Consider the following 17,931-nt stretch of genomic DNA (forward strand, 5'->3'; position numbering starts at 1 on the left):
ATGGACGGCCGAGGAATGCCAGGAGGCAGGGGCGGCAGGAGCCGGAACCCCTACGAGCTCACCGACGACTCGCCCGTCTACGTCATCTCGGTGGCGGCCCAGCTGTCGGGTCTGCATCCGCAGACCCTGCGGCAGTACGACCGTCTCGGCCTGGTCTCGCCGGACCGTACGGCGGGGCGCGGCCGCCGCTACTCGGCCCGGGACATCGAGCTGCTCCGGCAGGTGCAGCAGCTGTCCCAGGACGAGGGCATCAACCTCGCCGGCATCAAGCGCATCATCGAGCTGGAGAACCAGGTGACCGCGCTGCAGGCGCGCGTGGCCGAGCTCCAGCAGGCACTGGAGGGCGCGGCGGCGACGATGCAGCAGCGCGAGGCCGCGGTGCACGCCTCGTACCGCCGCGACCTGGTGCCGTATCAGGACGTCCAGCAGACCAGCGCGCTGGTCGTCTGGCGCCCGAAGCGGCCGGAGTAGGAGTAGCCCGGCAAGGCCTGGTCGACCCGGATTGCCCGGAAAGGGACCGTCAGCCCCTCCTTGGGGCCGACGGTCCCTTTGTGCCGTATAGGCCCCGAGTCGCACGATGGAGGTATGTCTTTGAAGGGAGGTACGGACATGCTGGAAGTCAAGGCGATAGACAAGCCGGATGAGCGGCGCGACTTCCCCCGCGGCCACCTCGAAGCCCTACACCTGACCGGGCTGGACTTCGCCGTGGCCACCTTCGAGCCCGGCTGGCGCTGGTCGGAGTCCGTGGCACCGATCGCCGGGACGAAGAGCTGCCAGGTGCACCACAACGGGTTCATCGTGCACGGCCGGATGCGCGTCCGCATGGACGACGGCCAGGAGTCCGAGGTCGGAACCGGCGACGTGTTCGTCGCCTCGCCCGGGCACGACGCCTGGGTTGTGGGCGACGAGCCGGTCGTGGCGTACGACTTCGCCGGACAGACGGCGACGGAGTACGCAAAGCCGAGGGAAGGCGAGTAATCCCCATGACGTTCGTACAGGTCATCGAGTACGAAACGGAGCGCGAGGACGAGATGGAGCGGGTCTTCGACGAGTGGCTGCGCGCCACGGAAGGCAAGCGGACGATGACGCGCGAGGTCCACACCAAGGACCGCGACAACCCCGCCCACTACGTCGACATCGTCGAGTTCCCCTCGTACGAGCAGGCGATGGTGAACAACGACCTGCCGGAGACGCAGCGCGTCGCCGAGCAGTTCCGGAGCCTGTGCACCAGTGAGCCCCGGTTCATCAACCTGGAGGTCCTCGAGGACGAGCGGACGTAGCCGCGGCGCCGGCTGCGGCCGGACACACCCCAGTGCCCGCCCGGCCGCGATCCCGATGAGGACGCGGCCGGCTGGGGGTACTGGGCTGCATCCGTAGCGCTGTACGGCTTCCTTGAGTGAGATAGACTCAACTTACTGCAGGTTGAGTTTGGCAGGTCTGGCAGGATGGAAACCGGCCGGACGACCTGACGCAGACGAGGAGGAGCGCACACCCGTGGATGCCGAGCTGACCACCAGGAGCCAGGAAGCCATCAGCGCCGCCAGCAGCCGCGCCGTGTCCGCAGGGAACCCCGACATCACCCCGGTGCACCTGCTGCTCGCCCTGCTGGAAGGCCAGGACAACGAGAACATCCAGGACCTGCTGGCCGCCGTAGAGGCCGACATGGCGGCCGTACGGTCCGGCGCGGAGCGGCTGCTCGGCGCGCTCCCCAGCGCCCAGGGCTCCACCGTCGCCGCCCCCCAGCCCGACCGCACCATGCTCGCGGTCGCCGCCGACGCCGCACAGCGCGCGAAGGAGCTGGGCGACGACTACATCTCCACCGAGCATCTGCTCATCGGCGTCGCCGCCAAGGGCGGCCAGGCCGGTGCGCTGCTCGACCAGCAGGGCGCGAGCGCACAGAAGCTGCTCGACGCCTTCGAGAAGATCCGCGGAGGACGACGCGTGACCACGCCCGACCCGGAGGGCACGTACAAGGCCCTGGAGAAGTTCGGCACCGACTTCACCGGCCTGGCCCGCACGGGCAAGCTGGACCCGGTCATCGGCCGGGACACCGAGATCCGCCGGGTCATCCAGGTGCTCTCCCGGCGTACGAAGAACAATCCCGTCCTCATCGGCGAGCCCGGCGTCGGCAAGACCGCCGTCGTCGAGGGGCTGGCGCAGCGGATCGTGAAGGGCGACGTGCCCGAGTCACTGAAGAACAAGCGGCTTGTCGCGCTCGACCTGGGCGCGATGGTCGCGGGCGCCAAGTACCGCGGCGAGTTCGAGGAGCGGCTGAAGACCGTGCTCGCCGAGATCAAGGCCAGCGACGGCCAGATCATCACCTTCATCGACGAGCTGCACACGGTCGTCGGCGCGGGCGCCGGCGGCGACTCGGCGATGGACGCGGGCAACATGCTCAAGCCGATGCTGGCCCGCGGTGAGCTGCGCATGGTCGGCGCGACCACGCTCGACGAGTACCGCGAGCGGATCGAGAAGGACCCGGCCCTGGAGCGCCGCTTCCAGCAGGTCCTGGTCGCCGAGCCGTCCGTCGAGGACTCCATCGCGATCCTGCGCGGCCTCAAGGGCCGGTACGAGGCCCACCACGGCGTGCAGCTCGCCGACTCCGCCCTGGTCGCGGCCGCAACCCTCTCCGACCGCTACATCACCTCCCGCTTCCTGCCCGACAAGGCCATCGACCTCGTCGACGAGGCCGCGGCCCGCCTCCAGATGGAGATCGACTCCTCACCCGTCGAGATCGACGAACTCCAGCGCTCCGTCGACCGGCTTCTGATGGAGGAGGAATCGCTGCTGGCGGCCCAGGCCGGGGAGAAGGAACGCAAGCTGCTGAAGAAGCAGGACCGCGAGAAGGACCTCTCCCCGGACGCCCGCGAGCGGCTGGACCGGCTGCGCAAGGACCGCGCCGAGAAGGAGGAGAAGCTGCGCGGCCTGCGCGCCCGCTGGAACGCCGAGAAGGAGATCCACACCCGGGTCGGCGACCTGAAGAAGCGCCTCGACGAGCTGGAGACCGAGCTCGAACTCGCCGAGCGCAAGGCCCCCGAGACCGGCGACTGGGTCACCCCGGGACGGCTGCGCTCCGAGGTCATCCCGCAGACCCGTAAGGAACTCGACCAGGCCGTCGCCGAGCAGAAGGCCCTGGAGGGCATGGTGGGCGAGGAGGTCGGCCCGGACGACATCGCCGACGTCGTCTCCTCCTGGACCGGGATCCCCGCCGGGCGGCTGCTGGAGGGCGAGACCGAGAAGCTGCTCCGCATGGAGGACGAGATCGGCAAGCGGCTGATCGGCCAGGCCGAGGCCGTACGGGCCGTGTCCGACGCCGTACGCCGCTCGCGGGCCGGCATCTCCGACCCCGACCGCCCGACCGGCTCCTTCCTCTTCCTCGGCCCGACCGGCGTCGGCAAGACCGAGCTGGCCAAGGCCCTCGCCGACTTCCTCTTCGACGACGAGCGGGCCATGGTCCGCATCGACATGAGCGAGTACAGCGAGAAGCACTCCGTGGCCCGGCTGGTCGGCGCCCCGCCCGGCTACGTCGGCTACGAGGAGGGCGGCCAGCTGACGGAGGCCGTGCGCCGCCGCCCGTACAGCGTGGTGCTGCTCGACGAGGTGGAGAAGGCCCACCACGAGGTCTTCGACATCCTGCTGCAGGTGCTGGACGACGGACGGCTCACGGACGGCCAGGGCCGGACCGTCGACTTCCGTAACACCATCCTCATCCTCACCTCCAACCTCGGCTCCGCCTATCTGGTCGACCCGGCGCTCAGCGAGGACGTGAAGCGGGACAAGGTGCTGGAGACCGTACGGGCCTCCTTCCGCCCCGAGTTCCTCAACCGCCTCGACGACGTGGTGGTCTTCCACCCGCTCGGCACCGGCCAGTTGAAGCGGATCGCCCAGCTCCAGATCGACCATCTGCAGCGCCGGCTCGCCGACCGCCGCCTCACGCTCGACGTCACCGGCGAGGCACTGGAGTGGCTGTCCCGGCTCGGCCACCAGCCGGTGATCGACGCCCCGGACGCGGGACCCGACCTGACGTACGGCGCCCGGCCGCTGCGCCGCCTGGTGCAGACGGCGATCGGCGACCAGCTGGCCCGCGCGATCCTGGCGGGCGAGGTCCAGGACGGCGACACCGTGCGGGTCGGCCTCGACGAGGGCGCGAACCGGCTGACCGTCGCCGCAGCGGAGCACGCCGGACAGGCCGGGGTTGCAAGCACCGGGCGGGTGTGAGGGAGGATGGCAGGAACCGTACGAAGGGAAATCCACGGTGACTATCGACCCGTCCTCGATTCCGAATTTCGGGGGCCAGCCCGAACCGCAGCCGTCGGGGCCGGTGGGCCCCGTCATTCCAGATCAGGACCTGGTCAAGCAGCTCCTCGACCAGATGGAGCTGAAGTACGTGGTCGACGACGAGGGCGATCTCGCCGCGCCGTGGGAGCAGTTCCGCACGTACTTCATGTTCCGGGGCGAGGACGAGCAGCAGGTCTTCTCTGTCCGTACGTTCTACGACCGGCCGCACCCCATCGAGTCCAAGCCGCTGCTGCTGGAGTCGATCGACGACTGGAACCGCCGCACGCTGTGGCCGAAGGTTTACAGCCACACCAACGACGACGGCACCGTCCGCCTGATCGGCGAGGCGCAGATGCTGATCGGCACCGGCGTCAGCCTGGAGCACTTCGTGTCCAGCACGGTCAGCTGGGTGCGGGCCTCGATCGAGTTCGACCGGTGGGTCGTGGAGCAGCTCGGCCTGGAGAAGGAGATCGACTCCGCAGGTCCTGATGAGGACAAGGACGGCGACGACGAGGACTGACGCCGTCCGACGTCATGACGTGATGCGGATGATGCCGCTGATGACGGGCGCCGCTAGGGTGCCGTGGCGGCGATCGCCAGCAGATACGTCCCGTAGCACCAGGAGAGCCCGGCCAGCGCGCCGACCGTGACCACGACGGTGCGCAGCCGGGCTCTCGCCATGCCCACCGCCAGCGGCAGCAGCAGCGGGAAGGCCGGCAGCAGAAAGCGCGGCTTGGACCCGAAATAGCGGGCGCCGCCGAGCGTGATGACCAGCAGCACACCGCTGTAGGCGATCAGCGCGAGCGGTGGCCGGTCCAGCAACAGCAGCACGAACAGCAGCACCGCCAGCACGACCACCGCGACCGTCATCGGGTACGTGATGTGCTCCTGGCCCAGGACCATGTTCCGCACCGACCCCCACGCGTCGGCGCCGAAGTCGAACTCCGAGCCCCAGCGCCGCTGCACCCGGAAGTAGCCGACGAGCGGGCTGCCCTTCTGCCACCCCACCCACACGACGTAGCCGAGCCAGCCCAGCGGGGCGAGGGCCGCCCCCGCCCACAGCCGCCAGTCCTGGCGGGCGCGCAGCGAGAGACTGTCGGGGGTCCGGTTCCGCCACAGCTGGCAGATCTGCCATGCGGCGCCCAGCGCGACCGCGGCCGCGACCGCGATGCCGTTCGGGCGGGAGAGCCCGGCGAGCACGGCGCACGTCCCCGCCCACAGCCAGCGGCCGGTCAGCGCCGCGTAGAGCGCCCAGGCCGCGAAGGCGGTCATCAGCGACTCGGTGTACGCCATCGACTGGACGATCGCGTGCGGCAGCGCGCCCCACAGGACGACGAGCAGGGTGGCGGCCCTGCGGCCCTGCAGCCGTTCGCCCACCGCGTAGATCCCCCAGGCCGCGACACCCGCCGCCGCCCAGGACACCAGCAGCCCGGCGTTGACGAAGCCGAGGGACAGCACGGCGCGGACGCCCCGGACCAGGGCGGGGTAGAGCGGGAAGAAGGCCAGATCGCTGTAGAGGCGGGTGGGGTCGTCGCTGTGCACGACGGTGCCGTAGCCGTGATCGACGAGCCGCGCGTACCAGATGGCGTCCCAGGAGTGGCCGAGCAGCATGCGCGGGTGCTTCCCGGCGTGCCAGGACCAGATCGCCATGGAGAGCATGCCGCCCAGCCGGAGAGCGGCGTAGAGCGCGAGCGCCGGCGCGGCCCGCAGCAGCGCGCTGCGCACCCGTGTGCGCCAGCGGGGCCGCAGCCGTGCGGGGGGCCGCTGTCTGCTGGCGCGTGCGGGCAGGTGGGTGTCGGCTGACACGGGGGCACCTCCGGTGCGGCGCAGCGGGCGGAAGCGGACCCGCCCCCGCCGCCACGGGAGGAGGGACCCGGCACCTCCGACCTTGCGCGGCACCTCCGCCCGCAGCGACTGCTGACGCCCGGCGGTGGCGCGAAGTGCACCCACTCGGCCGCGACGTCCGCACCCACTCGGCCGCATGCGCATGCGGCCATCGGCCAGGGCCCCGAAAGAACGTCCCGCCGCGCCGGCAGAGCCTCGTGCGTTGGGGCTCGCTCTGGACCGCCGGTTGCCGCCGTCGTGGCAGGCCGCGGCGGCGGCGGATGGTTTCTGTCGCCGCGACGGCGAGTGACCACCATGGTGGAGAGCGGCGGTGGTGAACCGGCCGCGCCCGGCAGCGCTGCGTGGGTTGTGGCTCGTTCGGCACCGCCGGTTGCCGCCGTCGTGGTCGGCCGCGGCGGCGGCGGGAAGACGTGCGGGGCGGCCGGAACGCCGGAGCGCGTTACGCCGCGAGGCTCTTCAGGCGGGCGACCGCTTCCTCCAGGACGTCGGCCCGCTTGCAGAAGGCGAAGCGCACGAACGGCGCGCCTTCGCCCTGGTGGTCGTAGAAGACCGCGTTCGGGATGGCGACGACCCCGCAGCGCTCGGGCAGGGCGCGGCAGAAGGCGAAGCCGTCGCCGCCCTTCGACTCCTTATCGCCCAGCGGCCGGATGTCCGTGGTGACGAAGTACGTGCCCGCCGGGCGGAACACCTCGAAACCCGCCTCGGCGAGGCCACCGCTCAGCAGGTCCCGCTTGGCGCGCAGGTCCTCGCGCAGCGAGTCGAAGTACGCGTCGGGAAGGCGCAGCGCCTCGGCGACCGCGTACTGGAAGGGCCCGGCCGACACGTAGGTCAGGAACTGCTTCGCGGACCGCACGGCCGTGACCAGCTCGGCCGTCGCCGTCACCCACCCCACCTTCCAGCCCGTGAAGGAGAAGGTCTTCCCGGCCGAGCCGATGGTGACGGTGCGCTCGCGCATGCCCGGGAAGGTCGCGATCGGGAGGTGCTCGCCGCCGTCGAAGACGAGGTGCTCGTAGACCTCGTCGGTGACCACCAGCAAATCGCGCTCGCAGGCCAGCTCGGCGACGGCGGCCAGCTCGGCGGGGGTCAGCACGGTGCCAGTGGGGTTGTGGGGGGTGTTGAGGAGGATGAGCCGGGTGCGGTCGGTGACCGCGGCGCGCAGCTCGTCCAGGTCGAGCCGGTAGGTGAGGGATGAGGCGTCGGGCCGCAGGGTCACCGGCACCCGGGTGCCTCCGGCCATCGCGATGCACGCGGCGTACGAGTCGTAGTACGGCTCGAGCGCGATGACCTCGTCACCCGGCTCGAGCAGCGCCAGCAGGGACGCCGCGATGGCCTCGGTCGCCCCCGCCGTGACGAGGACCTCGCGGTCGGGGTCGAAGCCGAGCCCGTAACGCCGCCGCTGGTGCTCGGCGATGGCCGTGCGCAGCTCGGGGATCCCGGGGCCCGGCGGGTACTGGTTCCCGCGCCCGTCCCGCAGCGCACGCACCGCGGCCTCCCTGATCTCCTCGGGCCCGTCGGTGTCGGGGAAGCCTTGCCCCAGGTTGATCGAGCCGGTGCGGACGGCGAGCGCGGACATCTCGGCGAAGATCGTCGTACCGAATTCGGCGAGGCGGCGATTGAGGAGTGGTCGTCCCATGCGGGACATCCTGCGCGGACCGGCTGGTTTCCTCAACCTTGGAACCTTGGCCTGCGCCGAATTGGGTCGGCCGTCGAATGCGGGCATGCTGCGGACCAACTGCCGGCCGCACCGCCGCGAGGCGGCCGCCCCTTCTGCGCGCCGCGCCCAAACCTCTGGACTTCCTCAACTCTGCTTTGGGCCTTCGGGACCGGGGGCATCAGGTCCCCACGCAAGGAGCGGAGCCTCGCTTCGGGGGGATTTGAAAGGAGAGTGAGGACGATGGAGATCTTCTTTTTCGCGGTTTTCGCGGTCATTGTGTTCGCCGGCGTCGTCGGTGCGACGAGCGGCGGGGGCCGCTCGAGGAACCGGCGCGGACGCAGGGGCAGCAGCGGCAGCAGCGGCAGCTGGTGGGCGGGCGGCGGCGGGGGTGCCTCCTGTGGCGGCGGCTCCTCGTGCGGAAGCAACTCGTCCTGTGGCGGGGGTTCCTCCTGCGGTGGAGGCGGCGGGGGCGGCGGGGGATGCGGCGGCGGGGGCGGCGGCAGCTGATCCGGGCGGCCACCGGGAACGGGGGGCTCGGTGGCCGCATCTGACCGGAGGTTGTGCGGCTGTCCCATGCAACACCGCATATGCGCCCGGCGGGCCCAACTCCCGCCGGGCGCTTCGGTTTTGAACAGTTGAACCGCGTGGCCCTCTGAAGGATGGAAACCCGGCGAAGTTGGGTAAAAGCGCTGTGGGCCCCGAGCATCTCATGATTTCGTATCCCCCCGGACCCCACGCTGGCGCGAGCCGCCCAGCGTTGCTCCCCCGCACCCTTCTGCCGGGGCGGGCCGGCCCACCCATTTTCCTTGCGTGATTCCACTGCGTGCTGTTTGCGGAGCCGACCCATGCTCACCACCCTCAAGACTGCATACACCGATACCCGCGCCGCCGACCTGGCCTGGGCGCTGAACAGAGAGCCGCTGCCCGCCCTCGCCGAAATGAAGCTCCAACTGGGGTCCGCCACCGTTCAGTTGAGGCTGCTCGGCGCCTCTCACCAAGTGCTCGTCGAGGAGGAGCGCGGCCAGTGCTCGGAGACGGTGGCCTGCATGCCCGGCAGCGCGACGCCGCTGCCCCTGGGCGTCGCCAAGCGCATCGGGGCCTGGGAGTACGAGTTCGCGGCCCACGTGGAGACCCTCTCGCAGTCCTCCTTCGCCGGGCGCGCCCAGGACCTGCTCGCGCTGGTCGCCGACCATCCGTACGGCCTCGCCGGCACCTTCCCCGGCAGCCCGTACGCGTTCACCGCCATGCTGGCGCAGTTCCGCGAGGGCCAGTTGGGGTGGCGGACCTGGCACTCCTATCCGCAGGAGGGGAGGCTCGTCACGACCTGGACGCAAGTCGCCGGGTACGGCTGCCGGGGCACACGCCGGGACAAGCCCGCGCACGGGTAGCGCGCGCCGCCGCAGCCCATGCCCCCATCGCACCCGTGTGGGTGACATGTCCGACGATTCGCCTCCCGTAGCGTTCTTCGCATGATCGATCCGCCTGTGGCCGGCGTCCGTCCAGCCGTGCCGCCGCGGGAGCGGCAGGGCCCGGCGCCGCTCCCCGTACCGGCAGGCCTCGGCCGCTTCCTGGTCCTGGCCGCGGTCTTCGTCTGCGCGGCCTGCGGACTGGTCTACGAGCTCGAACTCGTCGCCCTCGCCTCGTACTTGTCCGGCGACTCCGTCACCCAGGCGTCCGTCGTGCTGTCCGTGATGGTCTCCGCGATGGGCGTCGGCTCGCTGCTCGCCAAGCGGCTGCGGTGCCGGCCCGTCGCGGGCTTCGGAGGTGTCGAGGCGGTGCTCGCGCTGGTCGGCGGCTCGTCGGCGATGGCGCTGTACGCCGCGTTCGCCTGGCTCGGCCAGTCCCGCGCCGTGATGGTCGCCTTCTCCGCCGCCATCGGGGTGCTCATCGGGGCGGAGGTGCCGCTGCTGATGACGCTCATTCAGCGGATCAGGAAGCAGGATGCGGGCGGCGCGGTCGCCGACCTCTTCGCGGCGGACTACGTGGGCGCGCTGGCCGGCGGTCTCGCCTTCCCCTTCCTGCTGCTGCCGGCCCTCGGGCAGCCGCGCGGCGCGCTGCTGACGGGCGCGGTGAACGCGATGGCGGGCGGCGCGGTGGTGCTCTGGCTGTTCCGCCGCGACCTGACCGTACGGGCGCGGTGGCTGCTGCTCGGCGCCAATGTGCTCGTGCTGGCGCTGCTCGCTGCCGGGACGGTCCTCACCGAACCCTTCGAGCGTGCGGCGCGGCGCGCGGTGTACGGGGCGGACGTGCGCGTGGCCGTGGGGACGGGGGTGCAGGAGGTCGTCGTCACCGGGGGAGCCGGGAGGTCCCTCTTCGTCGACGGCCGGCTGCGGGTCAGCGGCCGCGACGCGCTCCGCTGCCACGAGGCGCTGGTCCACCCGGCGATGGCCGGACCCCACCGCCGGGTCCTGGTGCTGGGCGGCGGCGACGGGATCGCGCTGCGCGAGGTGCTGCGTCACCAGGACGTCGCCGCGGTGACGCTCGTCGAACCCGACCCGGAGCTGGTCCGGCTCGCCCGCACCGACCCGGGTCTCTCCGCGCTGAACGGGGACGCCTTCGGCGACCGGCGGGTGCGGGTGGTGACGGCCGACCCCTTCGACTGGCTGCGGGAGGCGGTGCGCCAGGGACAGGGCCCGTACGAGGCGGTGCTCTCCGATCTGCCCGATCCGGACCTCACGCCGAGCACGAAGCTCTATTCGCAGGAGTTCTACGGGCTGGTCCGGCGCGTCATGGTCCCGGACGGCCGGTTCGCCGTCCACGCAGGGCGGACGTCCGTACGGCCGCGTGTCTTCTGGACGGTGGACGCGACGCTGCGGTCCGCGGGCCTGCGGACGGCGCCCTATTGGATGGCGGGGCCGCGGGGCCGGGGATTCGTCATGGCGTCGGCGGGACAGCGGCCGGTGCGGCTGGAGTTGGCACCCCACGGACCCCGGCTGCGCTCGCTGACCGCGGCCTCGCTGCGGGCGGCGGGGCGGGCCGCGGAGCGCGAGCGGGTGACCGGGCTGCCCGCGTCCACGCTGATGCACCCGCGGTACCTGGACTGACGGCCCGTCGGGTGTAGAAACGGGTGGCATGCGACACATGCCAGCAATCCGGACGTACGACCGCTTTCGCGGCGGCGCGACAGGGCCGGCCGCCGCGGCCGCTGTAGCCGTCGCGGCCGCGGCCGTCCTCACGGGCTGCGCGAGCTCCGACACCTCCGACTCCGGCGGCGATTCCGCCCCGCGCGCGTGGGACCGCAGGGCGGACCGCGCCCCGCGCACGATGCCCGCCCCGGAGGCCACGCCGGAGTCGGTGCTGACCGCCATCAGGGCGCTGAACACCGCCGACCTGGCCGTGCCGCGCGGCGCGTCCTTCGAGGTGGAGGGAGAGCGCGACGCACGGGGCGAACGGATCTGGGAGGTCGTCGTCGCGTCCAAGCGCAACGACGAGTACGCGGACGAGTACGAGGTGACGGTCTCCGGGGACGGCTCGAAGCTCCTCAGCAGGCACCGCGATCTGACGCCCGACGACGACGTCGCCAAGCTGCGGTTCTCGAAGACGACCGCCCAGCAGGCCGTACGCCTGGCCTACGCGTACCGGCCGTCGGAGCTGGACTCCCTGGAGATCGACACCCGCTCCGACGGCAGGATCGTCTGGCAGGTCACCCAGACCACGCCCGGTGCCGGCGACGACGACGCGGGCCGCGAGGTGATCCTCGATGCGACCACGGGCAATGTCCTGACGTCCGGGGCGGACGGCTAGGGCGTATCCGACTTCCCGGCACGTCTTACGGCCCGGCCTCACCGGTCTTACGGCCCGGCCTCACCGGCTGACGACGACGTGCGGCTCCGCCGGTGCGGACAGGATCCATGCGGGCGGCTGAGCGTGCGGGGCGCACGGTACGTACGAGAGGGCGGACGGGAAGGCGGAAGTCGCGTGGCGGATGCGAACGGAAGTCGTCGGGCAGATGTCGGACGGATGAGGGTGCCGGACGGGGATGGCTGGGTAGGCTCGGTCCCCATGGAGCATGAGGTGTTCGTTCCGTTCTCCGCCGACACCGTGCGGCAGGCCCTCGCCGATCCCGCGCGCGTCTCCCGCTGTATCCCGGGCTTCCAGAGGGATTCCGACGAGTCGTCGGACGCACCGGACGCCCTCGCGGGGCCAGTCGATCTCGCGGGCCGGCTGCGGCTGCGCATCGGCAGCTCGACCATCACCTATCGCGGCCGCCTCCGTATCACCGAGCAGGACGGCGGCGACCTCGCGGTGGAAGGCGAGGGGACGGAGGCGCGGGGCAGCGGCTCCGTGAAGGTCGCGATGAACGTACGGCTGTCCGCGGCGGATGGCGGGTCGCGGCTGGCGTGCACCGGGACGGTGCGCAGCGAGGGCCGCCTCGCCGACCTGGGCGCAACGGCGGCCGCGACGGCAGGGCGCCGTCTGCTGGACCGTTTCGCCGCGGAGCTGGCCTCGGGCCTCGAATCGGCGCCCATCGGCACGGGCGACCCGGAGGACGACAATCAGCGCGTCATCCCCGGGATCCCGTCGCCGGAGAAACCGAAGAACGACCGGCCGGGCGATACCACCTCTACCACCTCTGCGGAGACCGCCGCACCGGAGGCGGAAGGGGCGGAAGGGCCCGAAGGCGGCGCGGACACGGGGCCGGTCCCCGGGCGCGAGTGGTCCGAGTCGGCGTCCGTCTTCGAGACCGAGGTGCCGCCCCCGTCGCTGGACCCGCAGTCCGGCACGGACGACGAGCCCGGCCTCGCCGACGACGAGGTGGACGGCGGCCCGGGGAGCGACACCGCGGCCGGTGGCCTCGACGAATCGCTCGACGGCGGGCTGGACGAGGAGCTCGACGGCGGGATCGGCGCCGAGCCGCCCGCCGAGGCCGCGCACGCCCGCCGCACGATGATCGGCCGCAGCGCCGAGGAGGTCGACCACGCGCCCCCGCGCGGCCGGTACGCCCCGGTCCCCGCCCCCGAGGCCACCGCCAGCACCGTCCCCCTCCGCTGGGCCGCACCCGCCGCGGCCGCGCTCATCGCCTCCGCCGTCGTCGTCAGCCGTATCCTGCGCCGCCGTCGCTGACCACGGCCACCGCCCGCGGCTAGGGTCGGGGGTGTGAGCACCCAGGACACGACGGAAACCGGCTCCGGCACCCGAGGCATCCGACTCGAGGCCGGCGAAGCCGAGTTGACCCTTCTCCCCGCCCTCGGCTGCCGGATCGGCTCGCTGCGCATCGGCGGTACGGAGCTGCTGCGGCAGGGCGCGAAGTACGGCGCGTTCCCGATGGTGCCGTGGTGCGGCCGGGTCGACCACGGCCGGTTCCTCGACGGCGCCGTGCAGCACCAGCTGCCCGTGAACAATCCGCCGCACGCGATTCACGGCACCGGCCGCGACACCGCCTGGCGCACGGCCCGGACCGAGAAGGCCTCCGCCGTCTGCACGTACGACCTCGCCGACCCGTGGCCGTACGCGGGCCGGGTCACCCAGCTCGTCGAGCTCGCCGAGGACTCCCTGACCCTCACCATGGGGATCGAGACGATCGACGACTCCTTCCCCGCGCAGGCGGGCTGGCACCCCTGGTTTCTGCGGAACCTGGGGGGCGGCGGCGCCGATGTCGAGATCGCGTTCACGCCCGCGTGGCAGGAGGAGCGCGGGGACGACCACCTGCCGACCGGCCGCCGTATCGAGCCGCAGCCCGGGCCGTGGGACGACTGCTTCTGCATGCCGGACGGGGTGGACGTCACCCTCACCTGGCCCGGGCAGCTGGAGCTGAAGGTCACCAGCCGCGCCGAGTGGGTCGTCGTCTACGACGAGCAGGCCGAGGCGGTGTGCGTCGAGCCGCAGTCAGGACCGCCGAACGGCCTGAACACGCTGCCGCGCCTGGTGACCCCCGTCGATCCGCTGGAGGTCTCGACAACCTGGAGCTGGCGCAGGCTGTAGCGCGGAGCGCCGGGGCCGGAGCGCCGGGGTCCGTGAACCGCTTAGGCTCATGGGCATGAGCGATGCGCGTGACGCCCTGCTGCAGCAGATCAAGGACAAGGCCGTGGTCCACGGCAAGGTGACCCTCTCGTCCGGGCTTGAGGCCGACTACTACATCGACCTCCGCCGGATCACCCTCGACGCGGAGGCCGCGCCGCTCGTCGGCCAGGTGATGCTGGACACCACGGCCGACCTGGACTACGACGCCGTGGGCGGGCTGACGCTCGGCGCGGACCCGGTTGCGGCCGCGATGCTGCACGCCGCCGCCGCGCGCGGCCGCAAGCTCGACGCCTTCGTCGTACGGAAGGCGCAGAAGACGCACGGCATGCAGCGCCGTATCGAGGGCCCGGACATCAAGGGCCGCCGGGTCCTGGTCGTCGAGGACACGTCGACGACGGGCGGCTCGCCGCTGACCGCCGTCGAGGCGGCGCGCGAGGCGGGCGCCGAGGTCGTCGCCGTCGCGGTGATCGTCGAGCGGGGCGCCGCGCCCGCGATTGCGGAGGCCGGGCTTCCGTACTACCAGGCGTACGGGCTGGCGGACCTGGGCCTCGGCTGAGTCGGTCGGTCACGCTTCTGACCTGCGGGTTTTTCGAGGGGTGGGGGGTTTCACGTGAAACTCTCCACCCCTCGGTGCGTCTGCCGGGGCGGTTTCGCGGCGGTTCGGGGCCGGGCCGGGTGGACCAATCGTCCGCGTCTGGGAAGATGGGGCCGACGATGACGTCGCCCCCTAGGTCAGGGCCACTATCCGGAAACCCCGCACATCACAAGGAGCGGACAGATGCCCATCGCAACCCCCGAGGTCTACAACGAGATGCTCGACCGGGCGAAGGCAGGCAAGTTCGCCTACCCGGCCATCAATGTGACCTCGACCCAGACGCTGCACGCGGCGCTCCGCGGCTTCGCCGAGGCGGAGAGCGACGGCATCATCCAGATCTCCACGGGTGGCGCGGAGTTCCTGGGTGGCCAGTACAGCAAGGACATGGTCTCCGGCGCGGTCGCGCTGGCCGAGTTCGCGCACATCGTCGCCAAGAAGTACCCGGTGAACGTCGCGCTGCACACCGACCACTGCCCGAAGGACAAGCTCGACGGGTACGTACGGCCGCTGCTCGCCATCTCGCAGGAGCGCGTGGCCGGCGGCCAGAACCCGCTCTTCCAGTCCCACATGTGGGACGGCTCCGCCGAGAAGCTCGACGAGAACCTGGCCATTGCGCAGGAGCTGCTCGCCGAGGCCGCCAAGGCCAAGATCATCCTCGAGGTCGAGATCACCCCGACCGGCGGCGAGGAGGACGGCGTCTCGCACGAGATCAACGACGAGCTCTACACGACCGTCTCCGACGCCGAGCGGACCGCCGAGGCGCTGGGCCTGGGCGAGAAGGGCCGCTACCTGCTGGCCGCGTCCTTCGGCAACGTCCACGGCGTCTACAAGCCGGGCAACGTCGTGCTCCGCCCCGACCTGCTGCGCGAGCTCCAGGACGGCATCGCGGCGAAGTACGGCAAGGCCGACCCGTTCGACTTCGTCTTCCACGGCGGATCCGGCTCCACGGAGGAGGAGATCCGTACGGCGTTGGAGAACGGCGTCGTGAAGATGAACCTCGACACGGACACGCAGTACGCGTTCTCGCGGCCGGTCGCGGACCACATGTTCCGCAACTACGACGGCGTGCTGAAGGTCGACGGCGAGGTCGGCAACAAGAAGATGTACGACCCGCGCAGCTGGGGCAAGCAGGCGGAGGCGGGCATGGCCGTGCGCGTGACGAAGGCCTGCGCGGACCTCCGCTCCACGGGCACGAAGCTGAAGTAACGCGCTTCGCGCGTCGTATGTCGGATGCGGTCGGGCTCTGGGCCGGGCGCGGGGGCGCCAGTGGTGCCCGCCGCAGGCGCCGGGGCCGATGGTCCGCTGACCGTGGGGTTCCTCTGCTGGGCCCGGCACCTCATATGGGGTGCCGGGCCCAGTGCGTTGGGTGGTGTTGAGCGGCGGGCCGGCGCGGACCTGCGTTCCACGGCATGAAGCTGAAGGTGACGCGCTCCGCGCGTCGGGGCCGACCGCGCCGTTGATCGCGGGGTTCGCCTGCTGGGCCCGGCACCTCATATGGGGTGCCGGGCCCAGCGCGTTGGGTGGTGTTGAGCGGCCGGGGTGGCCGTGTTGTGGGCGTCCTGCTCGGCGCGGGTGGCCGCCGCTGGGGGGACGGCCGGGTCGCGGTTGGGAGGCTGGGCGCGGTGTGGGCGGCGGGGGTGGCCTCGTTGGGGTGACGCGAGGATGATCCAGGTATGAGCGACTCCTCGCGCGGCGCGGCGAGCGAGCCCGGCCGCGAGCCGCCCCGTGCCGGGCCGGAACCCGGTCCCCGAAACCCGCCGGAGGCGGGCGGACCGGGCCCGGAGCCCCGGCCGAACGCCGGCGCGGAGGAGCCCGCGGCGGAGGAGCCCCTGGTGGCGGGGCCGCCCGTGACCGTGCCGGGGCGGGCCGGGACGATCCGGCTGTCCGAGGCGACCGGGCGCTGGGTGGTGCTGACCACCGTCCTCGGCTCCGGTATGGCCCTGCTCGACAGCACGGTCGTCAACGTCGCCCTCCCCCGTATCGGCGCCGATCTCAACGCCGACCTGGCGGTCCTGCAGTGGACCGTCAACGCCTACTTGCTCACCCTCGCCGGGCTGATCCTGCTCGGCGGCGCGCTCGGCGACCGGTTCGGCCGGCGCCGGGTCTTCGTCGTAGGGATCGTCTGGTTCGCGCTGGCGTCTCTGGCGTGCGGGCTCGCGCCCAACGCCGTCATGCTGATCGCAGCGCGCGCCCTCCAGGGCATCGGCGGTGCGCTGCTCACGCCCGGCTCGCTCGCCCTGATCCAGTCGACGTTCCACCCCGATGACCGGGCGCGGGCGGTCGGCGCGTGGTCCGGGCTCGGCGGGGTCGCGGCGGCGGTCGGGCCGTTCGTCGGTGGCTGGCTGGTCGACGGGCCCGGCTGGCGCTGGGTCTTCCTGCTGAACGTGCCGTTGGCCGCCATCTGCGTGCCCGTGGCGATGCGGCATGTCCCGGAGACGCGCGATCCGCAGGCGCACGGGCGGTTCGACGTGGCAGGTGCGGCGGTCGGCGCGCTGGCGCTCGGCGCGATCACGTACGCCCTGATCGACGCGCCCGAGCAGGGCGCCTCCCCGGTCATCATCGGCGCGGCAGTCGCCGGGCTGCTGCTCGGCGCCGTTTTCGTACGGATGGAGCGACGGCGCGCCGACCCGATGGTGCCGCCGCAGATCTTCGCGTCACGTCAGTTCACAGCCGTCAACGCCGTGACCTTCTGCGTGTACGCCGCCTTCGGCGGATTCTTCTTCCTGTCCGTGCTCCAGCTGCAGGTCGTCCTCGGGTACTCGGCGCTCGCCGCCGGAACGGCGCTGCTGCCCACGACCCTGCTGATGCTGCTGCTGTCCGCGCGCTCCGGGGAGCTGGGGCAGCGGATCGGGCCGCGCATTCCGCTCACCGCGGGGCCGCTGCTGTGCGCGTGCGGGATGCTGCTGATGCTGCGGGCCGGGCCCGGCTCCTCGTACTGGGCCGATGTGCTGCCCGCGCTGCTGGTCCAGGGCTTCGGCATGGTGCTGCTGGTCGCGCCGCTGACCTCGACCGTGCTGGCGTCGGTCGTCGTGGAGCGCGCGGGGCTCGCGAGCGGCGTCAACAACGCGGTGGCGCGCGCGGGCGGGCTGATCGCGGTGGCGGCGCTGCCGCTGCTCGCGGGGACGGGCCCGGAGGCGTACCGGTCGGCGACGGAGTTCGACCAGACCTTTGAGCGGGCGATGACGATCTGTGCCGGGGTTCTGGTGGTGGGGGCGCTGATCGCGTGGCTGGCCGTACGGTCCGATGTCCTGGCGCCTGCGGCGCCGGGCGAGCCGCAGGTCTGCCGCGCGGAGTGCCGCACTCACTGCGCGGTCGCGGCACCCCCGCTCGACCCCGGCGAACCCCGCCCCGCCCCGGCGCCGGGCACGGTGGGCGCCTAGGGCACGCGTGCCCGGCGACCCCAGGCTTTGGGTGCCAGCAGGGGCCCGCCCCAGCGGGTCCGGCGCCTCGTCGCGCGCGGCGGCCTTCCGCTGCCGGTCCAGCAGCGTGACCTGCAGGTACGAGATCGGGCTGGGGTAGGCCTCGCGGACCCGGAAGGTCTGCCGACTGCCTGCTCCTTGGGAAGGGGCGCGTGGGTCGGAATTCCCGGTGTGGAGGC

At 72.2% G+C, this 17,931-nt stretch carries 14 protein-coding genes and 2 pseudogenes; 14 read left to right on the plus strand and 2 right to left on the minus strand.

Annotated features, from left to right (window positions below; translation table 11 throughout):
• The 6 genes and pseudogenes from ACTWP8_RS14595 (at position 1) to ACTWP8_RS14620 (ending at position 4,798) form a co-directional block, all read left to right on the plus strand.
• Positions 1-471 (plus strand): heat shock protein transcriptional repressor HspR, encoded by a 471-nt coding sequence (locus ACTWP8_RS14595; protein ID WP_443318278.1) that lies wholly within the window; start codon positions 1-3, stop codon positions 469-471.
• A gap of 138 nt (positions 472-609) precedes the next feature.
• Positions 610-978 carry a cupin domain-containing protein gene (locus ACTWP8_RS14600; protein ID WP_443322584.1) on the plus strand — a complete coding sequence of 123 codons (369 nt, stop codon included), beginning with the start codon at positions 610-612 and terminating at the stop codon, positions 976-978.
• Positions 979-983: 5 nt separating this feature from the next.
• On the plus strand, positions 984-1,280 hold the full coding sequence (locus ACTWP8_RS14605; RefSeq protein WP_443322565.1) for a hypothetical protein: 297 nt from the start codon (positions 984-986) through the stop codon (positions 1,278-1,280).
• Positions 1,281-1,494: 214 nt separating this feature from the next.
• Positions 1,495-3,007 (plus strand): annotated as a pseudogene (locus ACTWP8_RS14610) (Clp protease N-terminal domain-containing protein); the annotation flags it as partial.
• 134 nt (positions 3,008-3,141) lie between these two features.
• Positions 3,142-4,218: pseudogene (locus ACTWP8_RS14615) on the plus strand (AAA family ATPase); the annotation flags it as partial.
• Between the two features lie 37 nt (positions 4,219-4,255).
• Positions 4,256-4,798: a YbjN domain-containing protein gene (locus tag ACTWP8_RS14620; RefSeq protein ID WP_443322566.1), complete on the plus strand. Its 543-nt coding sequence runs from the start codon at positions 4,256-4,258 to the stop codon at positions 4,796-4,798.
• A 53-nt stretch (positions 4,799-4,851) separates the two neighbouring features.
• Here ACTWP8_RS14620 and ACTWP8_RS14625 read toward each other — a convergent pair whose 3' ends face one another.
• Together ACTWP8_RS14625 and ACTWP8_RS14630 are read right to left on the minus strand one after the other, a co-directional pair.
• Positions 4,852-6,084 (minus strand): hypothetical protein, encoded by a 1,233-nt coding sequence (locus ACTWP8_RS14625; RefSeq protein WP_443322567.1) that lies wholly within the window; start codon positions 6,082-6,084, stop codon positions 4,852-4,854.
• A gap of 478 nt (positions 6,085-6,562) precedes the next feature.
• A complete protein-coding gene (locus ACTWP8_RS14630; protein WP_443322585.1) occupies positions 6,563-7,765 on the minus strand; it encodes a pyridoxal phosphate-dependent aminotransferase in 1,203 nt (400 codons plus the stop codon).
• Positions 7,766-8,622: 857 nt separating this feature from the next.
• Between ACTWP8_RS14630 and ACTWP8_RS14635 the strand changes: the two genes are divergently transcribed.
• The 8 genes from ACTWP8_RS14635 to ACTWP8_RS14670 all read left to right on the plus strand — a co-directional run bounded on the left by ACTWP8_RS14635 (position 8,623) and on the right by ACTWP8_RS14670 (position 17,713).
• A complete protein-coding gene (locus ACTWP8_RS14635; protein ID WP_443318273.1) occupies positions 8,623-9,165 on the plus strand; it encodes a DUF2617 family protein in 543 nt (180 codons plus the stop codon).
• Between the two features lie 81 nt (positions 9,166-9,246).
• Complete coding sequence (locus ACTWP8_RS14640) at positions 9,247-10,821, plus strand: polyamine aminopropyltransferase (RefSeq protein WP_443322568.1); 1,575 nt, start codon at positions 9,247-9,249, stop codon at positions 10,819-10,821.
• Between the two features lie 37 nt (positions 10,822-10,858).
• Entirely contained in the window at positions 10,859-11,521 is a 663-nt protein-coding gene (locus ACTWP8_RS14645; RefSeq protein WP_443322569.1) for a PepSY domain-containing protein, read from the plus strand.
• A gap of 258 nt (positions 11,522-11,779) precedes the next feature.
• Positions 11,780-12,841, plus strand: a complete 1,062-nt coding sequence (locus ACTWP8_RS14650) for an SRPBCC domain-containing protein (RefSeq protein ID WP_443322570.1) — start codon at positions 11,780-11,782, stop codon at positions 12,839-12,841.
• Positions 12,842-12,874: 33 nt separating this feature from the next.
• A complete protein-coding gene (locus ACTWP8_RS14655; RefSeq protein WP_443322571.1) occupies positions 12,875-13,699 on the plus strand; it encodes an aldose epimerase family protein in 825 nt (274 codons plus the stop codon).
• A 49-nt stretch (positions 13,700-13,748) separates the two neighbouring features.
• Complete coding sequence (gene pyrE / locus ACTWP8_RS14660) at positions 13,749-14,294, plus strand: orotate phosphoribosyltransferase (protein WP_443322572.1); 546 nt, start codon at positions 13,749-13,751, stop codon at positions 14,292-14,294.
• 222 nt (positions 14,295-14,516) lie between these two features.
• Positions 14,517-15,539, plus strand: a complete 1,023-nt coding sequence (gene fbaA / locus ACTWP8_RS14665) for a class II fructose-bisphosphate aldolase (RefSeq protein ID WP_443318267.1) — start codon at positions 14,517-14,519, stop codon at positions 15,537-15,539.
• A 467-nt stretch (positions 15,540-16,006) separates the two neighbouring features.
• On the plus strand, positions 16,007-17,713 hold the full coding sequence (locus ACTWP8_RS14670) for an MFS transporter (protein ID WP_443322573.1): 1,707 nt from the start codon (positions 16,007-16,009) through the stop codon (positions 17,711-17,713).
• The last annotated feature ends 218 nt before the right edge of the window (positions 17,714-17,931 follow it).

Origin of the sequence: Streptomyces sp. 7N604 (assembly GCF_052245475.1) — a bacterium.
Classification (GTDB): domain Bacteria; phylum Actinomycetota; class Actinomycetes; order Streptomycetales; family Streptomycetaceae; genus Streptomyces.

Excerpts from the sequence above, each read along its gene's own strand:
- ACTWP8_RS14595 (WP_443318278.1), top strand. The coding sequence starts at position 1 with ATGGACGGCCGAGGAATGCCAGGAGGCAGGGGCGGCAGGAGCCGGAAC.
- ACTWP8_RS14600 (WP_443322584.1), top strand. The coding sequence starts at position 610 with ATGCTGGAAGTCAAGGCGATAGACAAGCCGGATGAGCGGCGCGACTTC.
- ACTWP8_RS14605 (WP_443322565.1), top strand. The coding sequence starts at position 984 with ATGACGTTCGTACAGGTCATCGAGTACGAAACGGAGCGCGAGGACGAG.
- ACTWP8_RS14630 (WP_443322585.1), bottom strand. The coding sequence starts at position 7,765 with ATGTCCCGCATGGGACGACCACTCCTCAATCGCCGCCTCGCCGAATTC.
- ACTWP8_RS14635 (WP_443318273.1), top strand. The coding sequence starts at position 8,623 with ATGCTCACCACCCTCAAGACTGCATACACCGATACCCGCGCCGCCGAC.
- ACTWP8_RS14640 (WP_443322568.1), top strand. The coding sequence starts at position 9,247 with ATGATCGATCCGCCTGTGGCCGGCGTCCGTCCAGCCGTGCCGCCGCGG.
- ACTWP8_RS14645 (WP_443322569.1), top strand. The coding sequence starts at position 10,859 with ATGCCAGCAATCCGGACGTACGACCGCTTTCGCGGCGGCGCGACAGGG.
- ACTWP8_RS14650 (WP_443322570.1), top strand. The coding sequence starts at position 11,780 with ATGGAGCATGAGGTGTTCGTTCCGTTCTCCGCCGACACCGTGCGGCAG.
- pyrE (WP_443322572.1), top strand. The coding sequence starts at position 13,749 with ATGGGCATGAGCGATGCGCGTGACGCCCTGCTGCAGCAGATCAAGGAC.
- fbaA (WP_443318267.1), top strand. The coding sequence starts at position 14,517 with ATGCCCATCGCAACCCCCGAGGTCTACAACGAGATGCTCGACCGGGCG.
- ACTWP8_RS14670 (WP_443322573.1), top strand. The coding sequence starts at position 16,007 with ATGAGCGACTCCTCGCGCGGCGCGGCGAGCGAGCCCGGCCGCGAGCCG.